General features: G+C 43.5%; 17 protein-coding genes. 4 read left to right on the top strand and 13 right to left on the bottom strand.

What is annotated here, in order from left to right; genetic code table 11:
* Positions 1 to 231: 231 nt before the first annotated feature.
* The 12 genes from PSE72_RS11460 to greB form a co-directional block, all read right to left on the bottom strand.
* Positions 232 to 1,566: an NCS2 family permease gene (locus PSE72_RS11460; protein ID WP_115166382.1), complete on the bottom strand. Its 1,335-nt coding sequence runs from the start codon at positions 1,564 to 1,566 to the stop codon at positions 232 to 234.
* Positions 1,567 to 1,752: 186 nt separating this feature from the next.
* The gene (locus tag PSE72_RS11465; protein ID WP_004266115.1) at positions 1,753 to 2,505 is read right to left on the bottom strand and encodes an amino acid ABC transporter permease; all 753 of its coding nucleotides are present in this window, start codon (positions 2,503 to 2,505) and stop codon (positions 1,753 to 1,755) included.
* Position 2,506: 1 nt separating this feature from the next.
* Positions 2,507 to 3,259, bottom strand: a complete 753-nt coding sequence (locus tag PSE72_RS11470; protein WP_115166381.1) for an amino acid ABC transporter permease — start codon at positions 3,257 to 3,259, stop codon at positions 2,507 to 2,509.
* A gap of 110 nt (positions 3,260 to 3,369) precedes the next feature.
* Positions 3,370 to 4,209, bottom strand: coding sequence for an ABC transporter substrate-binding protein (locus PSE72_RS11475; RefSeq protein WP_004266117.1), 840 nt, complete (start codon positions 4,207 to 4,209; stop codon positions 3,370 to 3,372).
* 520 nt (positions 4,210 to 4,729) lie between these two features.
* Positions 4,730 to 5,443, bottom strand: a complete 714-nt coding sequence (gene phoU / locus PSE72_RS11480; RefSeq protein WP_036958602.1) for a phosphate signaling complex protein PhoU — start codon at positions 5,441 to 5,443, stop codon at positions 4,730 to 4,732.
* A gap of 13 nt (positions 5,444 to 5,456) precedes the next feature.
* Positions 5,457 to 6,233 (bottom strand): phosphate ABC transporter ATP-binding protein PstB, encoded by a 777-nt coding sequence (pstB, locus tag PSE72_RS11485; RefSeq protein ID WP_004262838.1) that lies wholly within the window; start codon positions 6,231 to 6,233, stop codon positions 5,457 to 5,459.
* Between the two features lie 38 nt (positions 6,234 to 6,271).
* Positions 6,272 to 7,153 carry a phosphate ABC transporter permease PstA gene (pstA, locus tag PSE72_RS11490; RefSeq protein ID WP_115166380.1) on the bottom strand — a complete coding sequence of 294 codons (882 nt, stop codon included), beginning with the start codon at positions 7,151 to 7,153 and terminating at the stop codon, positions 6,272 to 6,274.
* A gap of 1 nt (position 7,154) precedes the next feature.
* Positions 7,155 to 8,111 (bottom strand): phosphate ABC transporter permease PstC, encoded by a 957-nt coding sequence (pstC, locus tag PSE72_RS11495; RefSeq protein ID WP_004262847.1) that lies wholly within the window; start codon positions 8,109 to 8,111, stop codon positions 7,155 to 7,157.
* A 130-nt stretch (positions 8,112 to 8,241) separates the two neighbouring features.
* Positions 8,242 to 9,285: a phosphate ABC transporter substrate-binding protein PstS gene (gene pstS, locus PSE72_RS11500; protein WP_004266120.1), complete on the bottom strand. Its 1,044-nt coding sequence runs from the start codon at positions 9,283 to 9,285 to the stop codon at positions 8,242 to 8,244.
* A 410-nt stretch (positions 9,286 to 9,695) separates the two neighbouring features.
* Positions 9,696 to 11,027 (bottom strand): two-component system sensor histidine kinase EnvZ, encoded by a 1,332-nt coding sequence (gene envZ, locus PSE72_RS11505; RefSeq protein ID WP_198641929.1) that lies wholly within the window; start codon positions 11,025 to 11,027, stop codon positions 9,696 to 9,698.
* Entirely contained in the window at positions 11,024 to 11,743 is a 720-nt protein-coding gene (gene ompR / locus PSE72_RS11510) for an osmolarity response regulator transcription factor OmpR (RefSeq protein WP_004266122.1), read from the bottom strand. Before ompR ends, envZ begins: the two co-directional genes overlap by 4 nt.
* Positions 11,744 to 11,859: 116 nt before the next feature.
* On the bottom strand, positions 11,860 to 12,345 hold the full coding sequence (gene greB / locus PSE72_RS11515; RefSeq protein ID WP_109912392.1) for a transcription elongation factor GreB: 486 nt from the start codon (positions 12,343 to 12,345) through the stop codon (positions 11,860 to 11,862).
* A gap of 168 nt (positions 12,346 to 12,513) precedes the next feature.
* On the opposite strand from greB, the gene PSE72_RS11520 reads away from it, so the two are divergent.
* The 4 genes from PSE72_RS11520 to PSE72_RS11535 all read left to right on the top strand — a co-directional run bounded on the left by PSE72_RS11520 (position 12,514) and on the right by PSE72_RS11535 (position 18,010).
* Positions 12,514 to 14,844, top strand: coding sequence for a Tex family protein (locus tag PSE72_RS11520; RefSeq protein WP_209102359.1), 2,331 nt, complete (start codon positions 12,514 to 12,516; stop codon positions 14,842 to 14,844).
* Between the two features lie 342 nt (positions 14,845 to 15,186).
* Complete coding sequence (gene feoA, locus PSE72_RS11525) at positions 15,187 to 15,417, top strand: ferrous iron transporter A (protein ID WP_004266125.1); 231 nt, start codon at positions 15,187 to 15,189, stop codon at positions 15,415 to 15,417.
* Positions 15,418 to 15,446: 29 nt separating this feature from the next.
* Positions 15,447 to 17,765 carry a Fe(2+) transporter permease subunit FeoB gene (gene feoB / locus PSE72_RS11530; protein WP_272690966.1) on the top strand — a complete coding sequence of 773 codons (2,319 nt, stop codon included), beginning with the start codon at positions 15,447 to 15,449 and terminating at the stop codon, positions 17,763 to 17,765.
* An 11-nt stretch (positions 17,766 to 17,776) separates the two neighbouring features.
* Complete coding sequence (locus PSE72_RS11535; protein WP_115166378.1) at positions 17,777 to 18,010, top strand: FeoC-like transcriptional regulator; 234 nt, start codon at positions 17,777 to 17,779, stop codon at positions 18,008 to 18,010.
* 48 nt (positions 18,011 to 18,058) lie between these two features.
* Here the strand turns inward: PSE72_RS11535 and bioH are convergent, their stop codons facing one another.
* Positions 18,059 to 18,838, bottom strand: coding sequence for a pimeloyl-ACP methyl ester esterase BioH (bioH, locus tag PSE72_RS11540; RefSeq protein ID WP_004266128.1), 780 nt, complete (start codon positions 18,836 to 18,838; stop codon positions 18,059 to 18,061).
* Between the last annotated feature and the right edge of the window lie 8 nt (positions 18,839 to 18,846).

Raw genomic sequence — 18,846 nt, forward strand, 5'->3', positions numbered from 1 at the left:
GGCTAGGCGCCAAACGAGGTTATCTCGGGGAGCATACACAAGTATGTGACCCGAGTAACCAAGTGTAGGCAACAACGCCACAGCTTGAAGTATGACGAAGATTAATGCGCTAAATAGTTTGAGCTGTAGCAAGGCGGCAAGAATTGCTAATCCCTAGGAGCATACAAAAGTATGTGACTAGGGTTAGCAAACGCAGCCAACACCGCTACAGTTCAAAATATGAAGCACATTTTAGGCATCGACTAGAATCATTTTGAGTAGGAACATCGCCGCGACTAAAATCACACACAAACCCAGATCACGCCAGCGTCCGGTACCAATTTTCATTGCACAGTAAGCAATAAAGCCCAACGCAATACCTTCAGTAATCGAGAAACTAAATGGCATCATCACTGCGGTAATAAATGCGGGTACAGACTCAGTTAAGTCATCCCATTTCACGCGAGTTAGGCTTGAAGTCATCAGCACGCCCACGTAAATCAAGGCTCCCGCAGTTGCATAAGCTGGCACCATGCCTGCAAGAGGTGAGATAAACATAGTCAATAGGAATAAAATACCAACGACAATCGCGGTTAAACCTGTACGCCCACCAACAGAAACACCTGAAGAACTTTCAATATATGCGGTGACTGAAGATGTTCCCATCGCTGAACCTGCGACAGAACTCAAGCTGTCTACATATAGCGCTTGTTTCATACGAGGGAAAGTACCGCGTTCATTGGTGATACCCGCCTTGTCAGTCACCCCAATCATGGTACCTGATGAATCAAACAAGTTGACTAGCATAAAGGCAAAAATCACACCGGATAACGCTAAATCTAAAGAACCAGAGAAATCAACCTGCCCCACGACACTCGTGATACTTGGCGGCATTGAGAATATCCCAGAATATTTCACATCTCCCAGAGCCAGACCAATCAAAGTGGTCACTGCAATAGAAACTAATACTGCGGCATGAATATTACGAGCTGCTAAGATGGCAATAATAAAGAACCCGAGAGCTCCCAGCCAAACATTATGGTGAGTCAAATTACCGATAGAAACTAGTGTATCTGGGTTAGCGACAATAATACCGGAGTTTTTCAGCCCCATCATCGCAATAAATAGGCCGATACCACTGGTGATCCCGACGCGAAGACTCAAAGGAATGTTGGCGATAATCCAATAACGTATGCGGAATAATGTCAGAATAAATAAGCCGACAGCCCCCCAAAATACGGCGCCCATAGCAACTTCCCATGAATACCCCATCGCCCCTACAACAACAAAAGCAAAAAAGGCATTCAAGCCCATCGCGGGTGCAACAGCAATCGGTAAATTTGCCAGTAGCCCCATTAAAATGCTACCAATTGCCGCAATTAAACAGGTGGTCACAAACACGGCTTTGATGTCCATGCCTGCAACTGAGAGTATTTGAGGGTTAACAAAGACGATATATACCATCGTCAGGAAGGTGGTGAAGCCTGCAACAACTTCTGTCCGTGCTGTCGTGCCGTGCTCTTGCAATTTAAAAACACGCTGAAACAAGCCCTGCGGTTGTGCCGAGCTAGAAGATTGATTACTCATTAGATATTGCGCCCAAAAAAAGTTTTTTTCGCCCTATACTACAATTAAAAACCACAAAAGAAAACGATTGCGTAAACTGCAAGGAGCCAAAATGTCCTAACTAACTGATACGCCAAGATGAAATAATAAAAATAACCCAAAATAGTGGAGTGAAAAAATGGTGGGTATTTCACCACCACTTTTGATTTAGGAAAGTGCTAACAATTTTTGTCGACGCCAAAACAATAAACGATGTTTCGCAGCCAGTTTTTGGGGTTGATGCTGTGCACTGAGCTTTTTCGCCACTCTATTCGCAATAATTTCTACCGCAAAGCACATCACAAAATAAATAAATGCAACGAATAAGAAAACTTCGAGAGGATAAACCATTTCACGGTTGTTCACTTGGGTTGCTAAGAAAGAAAGCTCCGCAACACCAACAACATAGGCTAATGAGGTGTCTTTAATCAATGCTACCCACTGGTTAATAAATGACGGTACCATCATGCGTAAGGCTTGTGGTAACACGATATTCCATAATACCTGCCAGCGGCTAAACCCCAAGGATAAACCTGCCTGCCACTGCCCTGCCCCTATTGCTAAAATGCCCGCTTTCACAGCATGAGCCAAATATGCGGAGGTAATCAATGCCAATGCGCATACTACCGTTGCAATACCCGGAATTTCCATACCCAATAAGATTGGCAACAGGAAATAGGTCCAAAAAATCAACATAATGACGGGAATTGCACGAAAAAATCCTAAAACTGCGGCGAACAAGTTAACCCAGAAGCCTCGTAGCATGGCTAAGGCTATTCCGCCCAATGTCCCTAGTACAATGGAAGCCGCACCAGCAAGTAAGCTAATGACTAGCGTCAGCGCTGCGCCTTCAAGTGGTCCATCAGGGAAAGTACCGAATAATAAATATTGCCAGTTCTGCTCAATAACTGAAAAATCCATTTTATACCCCCTGAGCCAAATTACGCTGCTGGCGCCACTGGCCCCACCCCTCCATTACTGCAATAATAGCAATGTACAATATTGTCGCCACCCCAAAGGCAGTAAAGGTTTGCAGTGTCTGGCTATCAACTTGGCGGGAGACATAAGACAGTTCTGCGACACCGATGGCCATCGTTAACGATGAGTTTTTCACCACATTCATATATTGGCCCAGTAGCGGAGGCATGGCGATTTTAACGGCTTGCGGTAATACCACTAATTTCATGGCCTGCCATGACGTTAATCCTAAAGCAAACGCGGCATATTTTTGCCCTTGGCGAACACCACGGATCCCAGCGCGAATTTCTTCGGCAATAAAAGGGACGGTATACAAGGTCAAACCAATAAAACCCGCTAAGAATTCAAACGACGGCCAACCCACGGTTATTCCAAATAAATGGATTTCATGGGGAGTATTTAGCCATTCCATTGCAGCAGAGGGTAAAATTTCACCGGAAGCAAAGTACCAAAAGAATAACTGCACCAACAAAGGCGTATTTCTAAAAATAGAGATGTAGATACTCACGGCCCAACGCACAGGAGCAATTTGACTATCCTTTGCTGATGCAACTATAAAACCCAATGCAGTGGCTGCAACAATGGTACAAATCGAGATCCAAACGGTGATCAAAAAACCGTAGCCAAACCATTCTAGATACTCGGGGGCCAATAAATGGGCAGACCAAAAATCACCACTCAAAAATTTTTCAAACATTGTTCACGACCTATTGCCTTCACAGCCTGTGATTAAAAACGCATCCCTTATAACCAAGAACCCCGCACAGAGTGCAGGGCTTCATATCACTGAATATTTACCGCTACCCGTTAAGACTGAGGCTGTTGCTCACTCAGTGGTGCAAATTTAAAGTCCCCACGTGGCTGTGCAGCTTTAGTATCTGGCCCAAACCAACGGTTATAAATTACCTCGGCTTTACCGTCTTTCTCCAGTTTCAACAATGTTTCGTTGACGTTTTCAACCAAACGGGTTTCACCTTTGCTTGCTGCCAATGCTTGGTATTCTTTCGTCAGGCTAAATGGGGAAATCTCAAAATCTGCTTTCACTTTTTCAGGTAAATTACCTAATAAACCAACCAGTTTCGCATCATCTTGTGTGATAGCTTGGACGTTGCCATTACGCAGTGCAGCGAATGCTTGCGGCGTATCATCGTACGAAATCACCTTTGTATCAGGGAAGCGTTCACGTAAAGTCACTTCCTGCACAGTGCCTTTATCTGCACCAATACGTAATGGTTTGATATCGTCAGGCGTTTTTAATACGCCTTTACGGGCAATAAATTTTTGGCCTGTCGCAAAATCAGGGATAGAAAAATCAACTTGTTTTGCGCGTTCATCTGTAATGGTGAAATTAGCGCCAATCAGATCAACTTTGCCCGAAGTCAGAAGTGGGATACGGTTTGCTGGGTTAGTGGGACGAAGCTCAAGTTTTACCCCTAAGCTATCTGCAATTTCTTGTGCGATATCCACATCATAGCCCGCTAATTTTTTAGTTTGTGGGTCAATAAAGCCAAATGGTGGATTGCTATCAAACACAGAAATGCGGATCACACCCGCTTGTTTGATATCATCTAATTTATCTGCGCTAGCGACATTCGCTGTCAGCGCTAAACCTGTAAGTAAAACAGTCGTTAGAATACGAGCTTTCATTGAACACCCCTGACGGTAAATTTTTGTAAATCGACCATCACACGCTATCAACTATTACTTAGCACTTGAAATAATATTAAATAATATATTTATAACCAAATGGAATATTAACGGAGACAAAAAAAAGCCACCTTGATAACAAGGTGCCCCAGACATGGTTAAACCATCAATAGACTCTTATCGAGCAAGAAGAAAGTCGGTAGAAGAGATTGAGACAAATGATTGGAGTTGTAGCTTAATACTCTAAATAGTTCGTATTGTGGCTAGGCGGCAAGCAAGGATATCTCGGGGAGCATACATCAGTATGTGACCCAAGTAGCCGAGTTCAAATATTAGAACCACAGCTTGAAGTATGACGAGTATTTAATACATTAACCTCATACATTAATACTCTAAATAGTTCGTGTTGTGGCTAGGCGGCAAGCAAGGATATATCGGGGAGCATACATCAGTATGTGACCCGAGTAGCCGAGCGAAGCCAACACCGCCACAGCACGAAATATGACAAGTATTCGAGTAATTATTTATTCGTTAGCATCTTTTCAAGACTATCCCCACCCACATGACGGAAATCCTGCCCCTTCACATAGTAGAAAATAAACTCACAGATGTTTTGGCAACGGTCACCGATGCGCTCAATTGAACGAGCACAGAATAGTGCTGTTAATACACTTGGGATCGTTCGTGGGTCTTCCATCATGTAGGTCATCAATTGACGTACGATGCCCTCATACTCTTGGTCAACTTTCTCATCTTCACGGTAGATACGAATCGCTTCTTCAAGATCCATTCGAGCGAACGCATCTAATACATCATGTAGCATTTGTACTGTATGACGGCCTAATGATTCCAAACTCACTAACAAGGGCTGGTGTTGATGAGAAAATTTTTCCAATGCGGTTTGACAGATTTTGTCCGCAACATCACCGATTCTTTCCAGCTCAGCAATCGTTTTTGAAATCGCCATAATCAGGCGCAAATCACTCGCCGTTGGTTGGCGTTTCGCGATGATTTTAACGCATTCTTCATCAATGGCCACTTCCATCATATTGACTTTATGGTCATTTTCGATAACTTCACGTGCTAGGGCTTCATCCTGATTATGCATGGCCGTAATGGCTTTGGTAAGCTGCTCTTCGACCAGTCCTCCCATCGTCATTAATTCAGTATGGATATGTTCCAGTTCAGCATTGAACTGCCCCGATATATGTTTGTTGTGATTCAGCGTATCCATCGTCGGCTCCATATCAACCGTAGCGGCCAGTAATATAATCTTCAGTTTGCTTCATTTCTGGGGTAGTAAACATTTTGTCAGTATGGTTAAACTCGACTAACTCCCCTAAATACATGAAAGCCGTATAGTCAGAACAGCGTGCTGCTTGTTGCATATTGTGGGTAACAATCACCACGGTGTATTCTGATTTTAATTCACTAATCAGTTCTTCAATTCGACCAGTTGAAATAGGGTCTAGAGCGGAACAGGGTTCATCTAGCAATAAAACCTCAGGGCGAATAGCAATACCACGAGCAATACAGAGACGCTGTTGCTGGCCACCCGACAAGCTATAACCACTTTGGTGTAACTTATCTTTGGTTTCATTCCATAATGCCGCCTTTGTTAACGCCCACTGCACGCGCTCATCCATTTCCACACGGGATAACTTCTCAAATAAACGCACACCAAATGCAATGTTGTCATAAATAGACATCGGGAATGGTGTTGGTTTTTGGAAAACCATTCCGACTTTTGCGCGCAATAACGCAATATCTTGTTTATCAGTCAGGATGTTTTGGCCATCCAGTAAAATTTCACCTTCTGCTCGCTGCTCGCCATACAATTCATACATTTTATTGAAGGTGCGTAATAACGTCGATTTACCACAGCCTGATGGGCCGATAAATGCAGTCACTTTATTTTTTTCAATGTCTAAAGAGATATTTTTCAGTGCGTGAAACTTGCCATAATAGAAGTTGAGGTCACGTACTTTAATTTTACTATTTGCAATATCGTTTGCATTAATCATGGTTTGCTTTTCTCTCTAAATCTTTATTTATCTGGCGCTTAGTGTTTTTTCTGTGCGAACACAACACGTGCAATGATGTTAATCAGCAGGACACATAGGGTAATTAACAGAACCCCAGCCCATGCAAGCTCTTGCCATTCAGAGAATGGGCTCATTGCAAATTTGAAGATTGTCACTGGTAAGTTGGCAATTGGCTCGCTCATATCTGTACTCCAGAACTGATTTGACAGTGAAGTAAACAGAAGCGGTGCGGTTTCCCCAGCAATACGCGCAATTGCAAGCAAGATCCCAGTGATAATCCCTGACACAGACGCTTTTAGCGTAATAGATAAAATCATTTTCCATTTTGGTGTACCAAGTGCATAAGCGGCTTCACGCAAGCTATCCGGAACTAATTTCAACATATTTTCAGTAGTTCGGATAACAATTGGAATTTGCAGCAATGCAAGCGCCACGACCCCAGCCCAACCCGAGAAGTGCTGCATTTGAGCAACCACAATGGTGTACACAAACAACCCTACAACGATAGACGGAGCTGATAATAAAATGTCATTAATAAAGCGGGTGACTGAAGCTAACCATGACTTACGGCCATATTCTGCTAAATAAATTCCCGCTAAAATCCCTAAAGGCGTACCGATAACTGTCGCCCATAAGATTAATAAACCACTGCCTACGATGGCATTTGCCAACCCACCACCTTCCGTATTAGGTGGTGGAGTCATTTCAGTAAACAGATTGAGGGACATGCCATCAATCCCTTTAGTGACTGTAGAAAACAAAATCCACACTAACCAGAACAAACCGAAAGCCATCGTTAACATTGAGATAAATAGAGCCATTCTGTTAACTTGGCGACGCCACGCTTGACGACGAGCTCGCTCTTTTTCATTCACTGCGATAGGTTGAGATATCGACATTTTAACGGCCCTCATTTTTCGCAAGACGCATGACCATTAACTTGGAAATCGCTAACACAATAAAAGTGATAACAAACAGGATCAGTCCAAGTTCCATCAAGGCCGAGGTATGTAAGCCGCTCTCAGCTTCCGCAAATTCATTTGCCAGTGCTGAGGTAATACTGTTTCCAGGCATAAACAGTGATGCGCTATCAAGTTGGTAAGTATTACCAATCACGAAAGTAACCGCCATGGTTTCACCCAGTGCACGGCCAAGACCTAACATCACTCCACCGATTACCCCATTGCGGGTATACGGCAGCACGATATTCCAAATCACTTCCCATGTTGTACAGCCAATCCCGTAGGCTGACTCTTTCATCATCACAGGAGTTTGTTCAAATACATCGCGCATCACTGACGCAATATAGGGAATAATCATAATCGCGAGGATAATCCCCGCTGCTAAAATACCGATTCCGAATGCAGGCCCTGAAAATAGTTCACCGACAATCGGCACACTCGACATCACATTACCAACTGGTTCTTGGAAATACTCTGCAAACAAAGGTGCAAAGACAAATAACCCCCACATCCCATAAACGATACTAGGGATAGCAGCAAGGAGTTCAATCGCGATACCAAGCGGACGTTTTAGCCAATTGGGAGCCAGCTCTGTGAGGAATAGTGCTATACCAAAACTAACAGGAACTGCGATAATCAGAGCAATTAACGATGTAACGATAGTGCCATAAATAGGCACAAGAGCACCGAATTCTTCCGCCGGAGCATCCCACTCTTTGGTCCACAAAAACGAAAACCCAAACTTCTGCATACTTGGCCAAGATGCAAAAATAAGGGAAATAATAATGCCTCCGAGCATTAACAAAGTGATGAGCGCGGCAATCTTTACCAGTGCACTAAAAATCACATCACCTGATTTGCTGGGAGCTCTAAATGCCGTTGTTTTCTCGGCCATGCGCTTTGTTCTCATTTCATTCCTGCTCTTTTCTACAGGATTGCGTTACAACGATGAGCGGGTAAGCTCTGTTCCTCAGCACTTACCCGCCATTTCCAACCCTAAGTGCACTTAGAAAACCTAAGTGCACCTAGAATAATGCTTTACCTTGGCTATCTTTAACTTCTGTTTTCCATGCTGCACGTACTGCGGTCACGACTTCTTGAGGTAAAATTGCGTAATCTAGTGCTTCCGCTTGTTTACCACCTTTATCATAAGCCCAGTTGAAGAAATCAAGAACCGCTTTGCCTTTTTCCGCATTCTCTTGCTGCTTGTGAACTAAGATGAATGTGGTTGAGGTTATCGGCCATGCATTCGCACCATCACGGTTTGTTAAATCTTGAGCAAAAGATTTAGACCAGTCGACTTTCTTCGCGGCTGCGCTGAAGCTTTCACCCGTTGGTGAAACCGCTTCGCCATCAGCGGAGATTAATTTAGTATACGCAAGGTTGTTCTGTTTTGCGTATGCATATTCAACATAACCGATAGAACCTGGTAGACGCTGTACGAAAGCTGCAACGCCATCATTCCCTTTACCACCTACGCTATTTTTCGGCCAGTTAACGGTAGAGCCCGCACCAACGTCTGATTTCCAGCTTGCGCTTACTTTAGCAAGGTAGCTCGTGAATACGAACGTAGTACCCGAACCGTCAGAACGTCTAACGACTGCGATAGCTTGGTCTGGTAAACTCACATTTGGATTCAATTTAGCGATTGCTGGATCATTCCATTTAGTGATTTTACCTAAATAGATATCACCTAATGTGTTGCCATCTAAAGTCAGTTGTCCTGACTCAATACCTTTTACATTTACAGCCAGTACCACACCACCGATAACAGTAGGGAACTGGAACAGGCCATCTTCTTTGAGTTTTTCATCAGTTAATGGGGCGTCAGAAGCTCCGAAATCAACTGTTTTTGCATTAATTTGTTTGACACCACCAGAAGAACCAATCCCCTGATAGTTTACTTTATTACCTGTTTCTTTCTGATAAGAGTCTGCCCACTTCGCATAAACAGGAGCAGGAAAGGTCGCGCCAGCTCCGGTCAGGCTGGTAGCAGCAAAAGAAGACATCGCAGTCAGAGATAAAGTTGCTGCCATTACGCTTGCTAAGGTGGTACGCGTCATTTTCATAATCCCTCCGGGGATGTATAGAAACAATCAAGTATAAAATTGTTGGGTGTATGTCACGGTAGGAAAAATAGGACAATTTAGTTACGACAATATGTCGTTTTTATGACAGTTTTATGACAATTGCTGATTTTTTCATTGGGGAGAAAGCAAAAATGAAGAAAAATATAATTTTAAATCTTAAACTTCAAACAGTTAAAAATTTACAGTTCCAAAACTGACGTCAAAAAGAAAAATGACAGACTGTCATAAAAGCGAAAAATATTTTTATCCTGCAACTATAAAGTCATACTCAAAACAATTTGTGTTGCAGCTAGGCGACCAGAGAGGATAGCTCGGGGAGCATACACAAGTATATAACCCGAGTAGCCGAACGCAGCCAACAACGCTGCGGCGTAAAGTGTGAAGAGTATTTAGTATTCTTTCTCTTTAAGAGGAAGCAACGCCCTAATCGCAAACCCGCCACGCTCACTTTTATGAATCTCGATGCTCCCTTCGTGAGCATCGACAATTCGGCGAATAATCGCCAGGCCTAGGCCTGTTCCTGTATTACTACGCGCTTTCTCACCTTGTACAAATGGCTGGAACAGGCGATGAATGTCTTCTTCTTTGATACCTGCGCCATCGTCTTCAACTTGAAACCAAACAAAATCTTCCGTTTTACCGCTACTGACCTTAATCCAGCCATTACCATAGCGGTATGCATTGACTATCATATTCGTAATAGCGCGTTTGATCGCCAATGGATTACCATTAACAATCATTGAGCCGGGCTCAAGTGCTGTTTCAATTTCACCGATGACATTGCTTTCTGAGTTCACCGCGTCCATTAAAATAGCGTTAAGATCACAGAATTCCATATCCATTTCTTGACCTGTTTTCAGGTAGGACATGAATTGACCGATAATCGCATCACACTCTTCAATATCTTTATTAATTGATTCCGCCAGATAGCTATCTTCTGGGCTCATCATTTCTGTTGCTAAACGAATACGGGTTAAAGGTGTTCTTAGGTCATGGCTTACCCCTGCCATTAAGACAGTTCGATCGTTTTCTAAGGTTTTAATCCCTGCTGCCATGTGATTAAAAGAACGGATGGCGGCCCTAACCTCTGTGGCGCCTTTTTCTTGCATTGGGGGTAAAATTACCCCTTTACCAACTTCACCTGCATGATACTCCAATTCAAGTAACGGCTTGTTTTGATAGCGTATATACAACCATACCCCGGCAAAAATGGTGAGAAAAATCGTTAAGGTATAGCGAAAAACCAGGGAGAACTGATTTTGACCAATTTCAGTCAGAGGAACTCGCACCCAGATATCAGGTGCGAGATAAGACGTTAGCCATAGAATGGGATACTCTCGGCCTAGTTCAAGATGAACACTCGCCTTACCACCAATATATTCGGACATATGTTCGCTTAGAAAATCATACTCTTTTGCCCAGTTCAGCCCTTCTTCCATTGCCGCTGAATGTGCATAAAAGGTAATCCCTAATTCATTGTAGATTTTCTTACGCAACGCGGGAGATACCCGCACTGAGGTTCCATCTTGTAGAACCATTTTCTCTGTCATTAATGTTCTTACTTCGTATGCCAATACCTTATTGAATTGTTGTAAGCTAGGCATCACAACAAAATTCAACACGACCATATAACTGGTTACGAGGCTCGCAAACAGTAAGGCTACAAATAAAAATAACGAGCGAGAAAATGTACTACGCCTTGAGAACCTCAGTCGCTTCATGCTTTACTTCCATCCGGAACAAACACATAGCCCAATCCCCAAACCGTCTGAATATAACGAGGATGTGCTGGGTCTTCTTCAACCATGCGACGCAAACGTGAGATTTGAACATCAATAGAACGTTCCATCGCACTGTATTCACGGCCTCGCGCTAAACTCATTAGCTTATCACGAGACAACGGTTCCCTTGGATAAGAAACCAACACTTTTAACACCGCGAATTCGCCGCTGGTTAATGGCATATTTTCATCACCTTGGAACATTTCTCGTGTTCCAAGATTTAATTTAAATTTACCAAAAGTAATTATCGCATCATCTTGAGATGGCGCACCCGGTAATTCATTAGCTTGACGGCGTAATACCGCACGAATACGAGCTAGCAATTCCCGTGGATTAAAAGGTTTTGGAATATAGTCATCTGCACCGATTTCTAAGCCAACGATACGATCAACTTCTTCACCTTTCGCTGTCACCATAATAATAGGAATTGGGTTATTTTGACTACGTAAGCGACGGCAAATCGATAGACCATCTTCACCCGGTAGCATTAAATCTAAGACGATCAAATGAATAGATTCCCTTGTCAGGATTCGGTCCATCTGTTCAGCGTTTGCGGCACTCCTTACCTGAAAACCCTGCTCAGTGAGATAACGTTCCAGCAGTGCACGTAAACGCATATCATCATCGACGACAAGCACCTTATAACTTTCCTGCATTTTGTAGCCCTCAAGATGTGCATCTTTCAAATTATTTTTTTAATGAATGTAAATAAAACAATATTAATGCTCACTAATTTACCACTAACGTAGGATTTAATGAATCATTTTACTCTTCAGGTAGTTAGTGGGTGGTAGCTTATTTCTAACACAAAATAAGTCACCTGCCCTCCTGGCGTATTTACTGTTATTTCATCATCAACCTGTTTGCCTATCAAGGCTCGTGCTACCGGAGAGTCTATTGAAATCCATTGTTTTGTAGGGTTGAACTCATCAGCACCGACGATACGGAATATTCTGATATTTTCATTTTCATCTTCTAGTTTAACCCATGCGCCAAAAAAGACCCGGCCTTCTTGGCGGGGATCAGGCTCGATAATCCTTAATTGATCCAATCTTTTGGATAAAAAACGGATGCGCCTATCAATCTCACGCAACCTTTTTTTACCATAAATATATTCTGCATTTTCTGAGCGATCCCCTTGAGCAGCGGCCTCTGAAACAGATTGAGTAACCCGAGGGCGTTCTTCCTTCCACAGGTACTTCAACTCTTTATCTAATGCATCCCAACCTTCACGTGTAATTAAAAGACTTTTAGTCATAACCTTCAGATTTTAGCCAGTGGAGCCATAATTATAATATTTTATAGAACATAATCTGAGACTTTCCTACCAATAGGCTCAAATTCAGTCTGGAAATTCTCTTTCTCACCAAGTATAACAGTGCAGTAAATTTTTTAACTGTTCTTTCAGTAGGTATTTAAATTCGACATGAATGAAACTCTAAGCCAAATTATTGCAGCGGAACTGCAAGCCCAGCCGAAACAGGTTTTTTCTGCCATCACACTGTTAGATGAAGGAAATACTGTCCCGTTTATTGCGCGTTACCGTAAAGAAGTTACCGGTGGGTTGGACGATACTCAGCTTCGCCAGCTAGAAAGCCGTTTAGGGTACTTGCGCGAATTAAATGACCGTAAACAGACCATTCTTAAGTCGATAGAAGAGCAAGGTAAATTGACACCTGAGCTTGCCTCCGCTATTGACACTACGCTCAATAAAACCGAACTTGAAGACTTGTATCTTCCGTATAAACCGAAACGTCGCACCCGTGGGCAAATTGCCATTGAAGCAGGACTTGAGCCTTTAGCGGACACCCTGTGGAATGACCCTAACCAGTCACCTGATGAACTCGCAAAAACCTATATCGATGCAGACAAAGGTGTTGCTGATGTCAAAGCTGCTTTAGATGGCGCTCGCTATATCCTTATGGAACGCTTCGCCGAAGATGCGGCTCTTTTAGCGAAAGTTCGCGACTATATTTGGAAAAATGCCCACCTTGTTTCTGTTGTTGCAGAAGGTAAGCAAGAAGAAGGGGTGAAATTTAGCGACTACTTTGAACATCACGAACCTGTTGCTCAGGTTCCTTCTCACCGAGCTCTTGCGATGTTCCGTGGCCGTAACGAAGGAATTTTACAGCTTTCATTAAACTGTGATCCTCAGTTCGATGAACCACCAAAAGAAAGTTACTGCGAAGAAATTATCACCCGCCACTTAGATATTCGTTTAAACAATGCTCCGGCTGACCAATGGCGTAAAGCGGTGATCAGTTGGACATGGCGTGTCAAAGTATTACTGCACTTGGAAACAGAAGTGATGAGCTCACTGCGTGAAAAGGCCGAAGAAGAAGCCATTAACGTATTTGCTCGTAACCTCAGTGATTTACTGATGGCAGCACCTGCAGGAATGCGTGCCACCATGGGCTTAGACCCAGGCCTGCGGACTGGCGTGAAAGTCGCTGTCGTGGATGCGACAGGAAAATTAATTGCGACCGATACGATTTATCCGCATACCGGGCAAGCTGCCAAAGCGGCAACCATCGTCGCAGCACTTTGCCAAAAACACAATGTCGAATTAGTAGCGATAGGTAACGGGACCGCTTCTCGCGAAACGGAACGTTTCTTTGCTGAAGTACAAAAACAGTACCCAGAAGTAACGGCACAGAAAGTGATTGTCAGCGAAGCTGGCGCTTCTGTTTATTCCGCTTCTGAACTTGCAGCGCTGGAATTTCCAAGCTTAGATGTGTCTTTACGTGGTGCTGTATCAATTGCCCGCCGCCTACAAGACCCGCTGGCTGAATTGGTGAAAATTGACCCTAAATCCATTGGGGTTGGCCAATATCAGCATGATGTCAGCCAGACGCAATTAGCGCGTAAGCTCGATGCGGTCGTCGAAGACTGTGTAAACTCCGTTGGTGTTGACTTAAATACCGCTTCTGTTGCCTTACTGACTCGGGTTGCTGGTTTAAGCAAAATGATTGCGCAAAACGTGGTGGACTGGCGCGACCAAAATGGCCAGTTTAGCGATAGAAAACAGTTACTCAAAGTTGCGCGTCTTGGGCCAAAAGCTTTTGAACAATGTGCAGGCTTCTTACGTATCACCAATGGTGAAAACCCATTAGATGCCTCTACTGTTCACCCTGAAGCTTATCCAATTGTCGAAAAAATTCTTGAGTCTGTCCGCCAGCCGCTCAAAGAAATTATGGGTAATTCACAGGTACTTAATGCCTTGAGCCCACGCGACTTCACCACGGAACAATTTGGGGTTCCAACCGTCACTGACATCATTAAAGAGCTGGAAAAACCGGGCCGTGACCCACGTCCTGAGTTTAAAACAGCGACCTTCGCGGAAGGCGTAGAAACCATGAAGGACCTGACTCCTGGCATGATTTTAGAAGGTGCGGTTACCAATGTGACTAACTTCGGTGCCTTTGTAGATATTGGTGTTCACCAAGACGGTTTAGTTCATATTTCTTCACTTTCAAATAGTTATGTCGAAGACCCACACAAAGTGGTAAAAGCCGGTGACATTGTAAAAGTCAAAGTGTTAGATGTGGATATTGCGCGCAAACGTATTGCGTTAACGATGCGTTTAGATGAGCAAGCCGGTGATTCTAACAGTGCACCTCGCCGTGCTGCCCCAGAACAGGACAAAAATACACGTAAGGCTCCTCAATCAAGAGGTAATTCACGCCAAAACAACGCATCTTCTGGTAATAGTGCCATGAGTGATGCCCTTGCTGCTGCATTTGGCAAGAAGCGCTAACTTTTTAATAGGCATCGCAATGTACTTATTGTGATGCCTATATCAAAAAATAATCGCTGTAATTAATTATCCCAACCAATATATTGAACATTATTCCACCCTCTCCCCCCGCGTTTACTCCGCCATTACTTTTGCTAACGAAACACCGCAAACTCAATGCTTCGTTGATCCACATCAAGTCAAACTGACGAAAAAAGAGGCTAAATATAACAAAAGGTGGATGATTATGATTCTCATTGTTAATTAGATTTATTTTTGTTTGGCAGTCTTATTACCTGAGCAATTGTAATCTTTAACAATTGTCATCGATATCATTATGAATTAAATGATTAGGAAGACACTATGGCAATACTTCCTCAATGCAGTTACAAAATACTTGGTTTCTCTCCAGAAATCAGTCCTGCATACCGACAAAAACTACTCTCACTCGGTTTACTTCCGGGTTCTGTCTTTAAAGTGGTGCGCTTGGCGCCTTTTGGTGATCCTGTACAAATAGAAACTCACCGTGTCAGCTTAGTGCTGCGTAAAAAGGATCTTGCCCTACTCAATCTAGATGAAGCGACCACCGTTTAAGTATTTCTTTTTTATTATTGGCAAACACTATGAAACGATTAACTATCGGCTTAATTGGTAACCCCAATGCAGGCAAAACGACCCTATTTAACCAACTTACAGGGTCAAGGCAGCGGGTCGGTAACTGGGCAGGGGTCACTGTTGAACGAAAAGTGGGTCGCTTCCATACCGATGACCATAAAATCGAGCTTGTTGACCTACCCGGCACTTACTCTTTGACCACCATTTCTGAACAAACCTCTCTCGACGAACAAATCGCCTGCTACTTTATTTTAAGTGGTGAGGCCGACATGCTCATTAATGTTGTCGATGCATCCAATTTAGAGCGTAACCTCTATCTGACATTACAATTAGTTGAGTTAGGCGTTCCATGTATTGTTGCCTTGAATATGTTGGATATCGCTCAAAGCCAACATATTGATATTAATATTGCTGAATTAGAAAAACAGCTCGGTTGCCCTGTGATCCCAATGGTTTCAACTCGAGCAACTGGTATCGATAAACTGAAAAAAGCCATTGATACACATCCACAAAATAGCCAACAAGCCCTTGTGGAATATCCACCCCAGTTATTGCAGGCAGTGGATTCGTTATCTAAACAAATTTCAACACAACAATTTAGCCATCAGCAACGCCGCTGGTTAGCATTACAAATTCTCGAAGGAGATATTTATAGCCGCCAACGCGCAGAAATATCTGAAGGGCAATTACTGGCGATACGCCAAACACTGAAAGAAGGCTTAAACGAAGAGCCTGAACTACTCATCGCTGACGCACGTTATCAATCTATTGCCACAATTTGTCATGCCGCGATTAACAATAGCGCCGCTGAACCAAATCGACTAACACAATCACTGGATAGATTTATTCTGAGCCGTTGGCTCGGTGTACCTATTTTCTTATTTGTGATGTACCTGATGTTTGTCTTAGCCATTAACATTGGTGGGGCATTGCAGCCTTTCTTTGAAGGTGCTTCTGAGGCGATATTTATTCATGGTATTCAGTGGGTTGGTGCCTATTTCAGCTTCCCTGATTGGCTCACTATTTTCCTTGCCCAAGGTGTCGGCGGTGGTATTAATACAGTATTACCGTTAGTACCACAAATCGGGATGATGTACCTGTTTCTTTCAATACTGGAAGACTCGGGTTATATGGCACGAGCCGCTTTCGTGATGGACCGCATCATGCAGGCGCTAGGTTTACCAGGTAAATCCTTCGTACCGTTGATTGTCGGCTTTGGCTGTAACGTACCATCAATTATGGGTGCACGCACGCTAGATGCACCACGTGAAAGGCTCATTACGGTACTAATGGCACCGTTTATGTCTTGTGGTGCAAGGCTTGCCATTTTCGCTGTTTTTGCTGCCGCTTTCTTTGGCAAAAATGGGGCTAGTGTGGTCTTTTCTCTCTATATTTTAGGGATTGTTGTCGCCATTTTGACAGGGTTATTACTAAAACATACCCTTATGCGTGGCGAGGCCTCTCCGTTTATTATGGAGCTTCCGGTTTACCATGTACCGCACATCAAAACATTGCTGATTCAAACATGGCAACGCCTAAAAGGCTTTGTGGTACGAGCGGGTAAAGTTATCGTCGTTGCCAGTATCTTTATTGGTGCATTAAATAGTTTCTCTTTCTCTGGTAAGCCTGTTGATAATATTAATGACTCTGCACTCGCTTCTGTCAGTAAAGTCATTACCCCTGCGTTACAGCCGATTGGTGTGCATGCAGATAATTGGCAAGCGACCGTGGGGTTAATTACCGGGGCGATGGCTAAAGAAGTCGTCGTGGGAACTTTAAATACTCTGTATACCGCTGAAGCCATTACTTCTGAGCCATTCGATGCAGAATCATTCAATTTATGGGAAGAACTGGGAGATGCGGTTTCTGAAACTTGGGACAGCTTAAAAGAAACCTTTACCTTAAGTGCGCTATCAAACCCTATCGAAGCCAGTAAAGGTGATGGAGAGATGGAGTCCGGTTCAATGGGCACTATGGCAGCGAAATTTGGTTCAGGCATTGCTGCCTATAGCTACCTAATCTTCGTCTTACTGTATGTGCCTTGCGTCTCGGTGATGGGTGCTATCGCACGTGAAACCAATAAAAGTTGGATGAGTTTCTCCATTCTGTGGGGCTTGAATGTGGCTTATAGCCTCGCGGCTCTGTTTTACCAAGTTGCCACATTCAGCGAGCACCCACAAAGCAGTTTGATTACCATTGCTGCGGTTGTCCTATTCAACCTTGCCTTGTTCATATTCTTACGCCGCATGCGTAGCCGCGTAACCCTGAACATCAAAAGCAAAACTGCAGAGCAATGTTCTGGCTGTTCAAGTGATGCTTGCCACTAAGGAATAAAACGATGACTAGCTTGCTGCAAATAAGAGATTTAATCGCCTTATATGGGCAAGCTGACATCTCGCTACTCAGTGAGCAGCTAAATACACCGGTTCCATTAATTCAAGCGATGGTTGAGAAACTCGTCAGCTTAGAAAAAATTGAACAAGTCGATATCAATGCTTGTTTAACGGGCAGTAGTTGTAAAGGCTGCCCAGAAAGCACTGATTGCGCTCATTTTGTGTATAAAATCAAATAATAGGTACACCACAAAAAAATCAGCCATGAGTTAGGCTGATTTTTTTATTTATTCCTCGATACGACTTTGAAAATCCAACAGGTATTCGCAAAACTCATCAGGATGGGAAATAAAGGGTGCATGGGCACTATTGCGCATAATGACAGATGGGGAATTAGGGTAAAGCTCATCTAAAATGGGCACTATTTTGCGCGGTACCAAGCCATCGAGATAACCATAAATGCGCAAGAAAGGAATGGGTAACTGTTTTAATTCATCGCGCAAATCTTCGGTACGCAATGATTCAAGCCCGGCATTTAACGTTTCAACCGTTGGGATAGGTTGTTCAAGTACCACGGACTTCAAGGTTCTAGCATCATTTCTTGCGCTTTCTGTCCCTAATGTCTGCAATGCTAAAAAACGCTCAACGGTACGATGAAAATCAGCCGAAAGTTGCTGTTCGAAACCTAATAAAACTTCCGGTCGGATCCCCGCCCAACCGTTTTCTTCTGCTTTAAAGCATGGAGAAGAAGCAACGGTAATTAACCCTTTGACTTCATAAGGATGGTCAAGCGCAACACGACTTGCAACTAGCCCACCAAGTGACCAACCGAGCCAAATCGCGTTTTTAGGCGCTTGTTCCCACAAAATATTTGCCATTGATTGAATATTCATAGGAAGGAAACCTTGGCTACGCCCATAACCTGGCAGGTCAACTAAATGAACCCGAAAGTGCGAAGCGATTCGCGGAATAATTGTTTGCCAGACTTGTGCGTTCAGTCCCCATCCGTGCAGCAACACAAGATCTTGTTTACCTTCACCAACGGTCTGCCAATATAACTTTGCCATCGTTACAC

The sequence above is a fragment of the Providencia sp. PROV116 genome, assembly GCF_028482485.1.
Taxonomy (GTDB): Bacteria; Pseudomonadota; Gammaproteobacteria; order Enterobacterales; family Enterobacteriaceae; genus Providencia; species Providencia rettgeri.